The sequence below is a fragment of the Ruminobacter amylophilus genome, assembly GCF_900115655.1.
Classification (GTDB): Bacteria; Pseudomonadota; Gammaproteobacteria; order Enterobacterales; family Succinivibrionaceae; genus Ruminobacter; species Ruminobacter amylophilus.
The window spans coordinates 1-2,840 of sequence record NZ_FOXF01000087.1 but is presented as its reverse complement, the minus strand read 5'-3'; the positions used below and the strand labels follow the sequence as shown (position 1 = coordinate 2,840).

Annotated in this window: 1 protein-coding gene and 1 pseudogene; both read left to right on the top strand. The window is 34.0% G+C overall.

Annotated elements, in window-relative coordinates; genetic code table 11:
- Positions 1 to 55 precede the first annotated feature (55 nt).
- A pseudogene (locus BMY80_RS11760) lies at positions 56 to 2,395 on the top strand (DEAD/DEAH box helicase family protein); the annotation flags it as partial.
- A 107-nt stretch (positions 2,396 to 2,502) separates the two neighbouring features.
- Entirely contained in the window at positions 2,503 to 2,811 is a 309-nt protein-coding gene (locus tag BMY80_RS11755) for a site-specific DNA-methyltransferase (protein WP_093143912.1), read from the top strand.
- Positions 2,812 to 2,840: the final 29 nt, after the last annotated feature.

The following is a 2,840-nucleotide window of genomic DNA, read 5'->3' as shown; positions in this document are numbered from 1 at the left end:
TTGCCTAAATTTCTGCTTGACAAAGGTCGTTTCATAACAGGGTTACAGGAATTTTCTATTCTTTGTAAATCTTTCAACCATAGTAAAAAAGACAGAAGATAACTTTCTCAATGCCACTTCAAGCAAATATTTATTTGCTGATGAAATAGTTCTCGATGGTGAGCGCATAGCTGTAAAAAAAGTAGATAATTTTCAGGGGGCTGATCCGGAAGCAATAAACATCTGCTTTTCTACTACTCAGGGATTGCACACTGATATGTGGTATACAAGAGAAAACGGCATATCTTTCGATGACTTTGATGATACAAAAACAGTTTTAATATCCGATGAGGCTCATCACTTGAATGTTTCTACAAAGAAATTAAGCAAGGAAGAAGAAGATAGCAAGCACTCATGGGAACAGACTGTTAAATCTATATTTGATAGAAATAATCAGAATGTATTGCTTGAATTCACTGCAACCTGTGATTTAGCGAACACACTGATTCGTTCAGAATACGAAAATAAAATTATTTTTGATTATCCGCTCCATAAGTTTCGTGCTGATCTCTATTCTAAGGAAATTAAAACCTTACGTTCTGACATGGATGTTTTGGATCGTGCTATACAAGCGATTGTTTTAAGTCAATACAGGTTAAAGGTTTTTCAAGACAATCATCTATCAGTAAAACCTGTTGTTCTCTTTAAAGCAGCCAAAATAGCTGATAGCAAAGAGTTTATGAAATTGTTCATTGATACAATACGTAGTTTAACTGGAGAAACATTAAAAAGAATTTCTGGCTTAATCGATAATCCAACCATGAATCAGGTATATAACTATTTTGATTCAAAAGGTATTACCTTCGACATGTTGGCTCAAGAGTTAAAAGAGGAATTTTCAGAAGAACACTGCGTTTCCGTAAATGATGATAAGGAAGCAGATTCCAAACAAATGCTGCTCAACTCACTTGAAGATTCAACGAATCCGTATCGAGCTATTTTTGAAGTTAAGAAACTTGATGAAGGGTGGGATGTTCTAAATTTATTTGACATTGTTCGTTTATATGAAACACGTCAAAGTGGAAAAAACTCGTTATCACCTGCAACTATTTCAGAAGCTCAACTTATAGGACGAGGAGCAAGATATTGTCCGTTTAAGATTAGTAATGAGCAACCAAAATTTCAAAGAAAATATGACAATGATATTGATAATGAATTACGCATATGTGAAGAACTTTATTATCACTGTCAAAATGATAATCGCTATGTATCTGAATTGAATAGGGCGTTACGAGAAATAGGAATTGACCAAGATAAAACAAAGACAAGACATTATGTTCTTAAGGATGACTTTAAAAAGGATGATTTATATAAAACTGGCATAATGTTTGTTAATGATAGAGTGGTGAAGAGTCGCAGTGATGTTACTGGCTTGCTGCCATCAGTAAGAACTAAAATTTATTCAGTTTCAATTGCTACAGGTTTGTCAGGTGAAGATGTAATATTGGATGATGACCAAAGTCAACCAACTAACAACAGCTCTACAAAAGTATATTCAACAACAATAGCAAAAATAGCTGAACTAAATTATGCAATTGTAAATAAAGCCTTGGCAAAACATCCTGTGTATAAATTCAATTCTTTAAAAAGTAGATTTCCAAATCTGAAATCAACCAGAGAATTTATAACAAGTAGCAATTATTTGGGTGATGTAAAAATTGAAATTCGTAGTAAGTATGAAGTACCACCTGTGTTAGTTTTAAACTCTGCTGTTACATCCGTGATTACTAAATTATCGTCCTACATTTCTTTAATCGATGAAGAATATGAGGGGACAAAAGAATTTCATGCCGTTAGAGTTCATGATGTATTTAAGGATAAAACAGTAAACTATACGGAGGTTGTGGACGGAGGATTAGGCGTTTCCCAAAATGACAGGACAGTTCCAGATAATATAAGGTTCAATTTAAGTGAGAAAGATTGGTTTGCTTTCACTGATAATTTTGGTACATCAGAGGAGAAGGCATTTGTAGCGTTTTTTAGAGATCATGTTGATGAACTTAAATCCGTATATAACAAGATTTACTTACTGCGAAATGAACGTCAAATGCATATTTATTCATTTGATGGTGGGGAGCGTTTTGAACCGGATTATGTTCTGTTTTTACAACAAGATAAAGAGGATGGGTATGAGCAAATCCAGGTATTTATTGAGCCTAAAGGAACTCATTTATTAGAGAAGGATAAGTGGAAGGAAGATTTTCTACTCCAACTCAAAGAGGATGCAGTTGCAGTCAAAACGTACGTGGATGATAACAGATATCGTATTTGGGGACTTCATTTCTTTAATCGCGATCAAAGATATTCTGAATTTGTCAATGATTTTGATGATATTGAAAAGCAAATGCGAGATTAAGTATTTTAGGATTTTAGACAGAATAAAAAGCCCATCTAATGCCTTAATTTAGATTCAATTTATATAAGCATTATTGTGATTTTCCATATTATTAAACAAGGAATTTTATGTCCAATTTTTTCGATATCTTGCTTGATGTTCTGAAGCAGGATAATAGATTTGTTGCTAACGATGGTACTTTCATGCGAAATGCTGTCTATGAAGCATCAATACAGATGGATTCGAATTTGATTCATCTACTTCTGGCGAATCCTGAAACCAAAAAGGAATTTTTCCGGGATGTTGATGGTGTCTTGGTGTTTGACAAGGTTGGTTTTGGTTGGGTCATAAATAACCGTCAGTTCCTTCCAGACAGACAATATGAAACGACCTCCACGAAAGAATGTAAAAACGTGGATTTACCGTGTAAACTGTAGATGTTTGTAAACAGATACGGATTTACCGC

Coding starts and splice junctions, on each gene's coding strand:
- BMY80_RS11755 (WP_093143912.1), top strand. CDS start 2,503: ATGTCCAATTTTTTCGATATCTTGCTTGATGTTCTGAAGCAGGATAAT.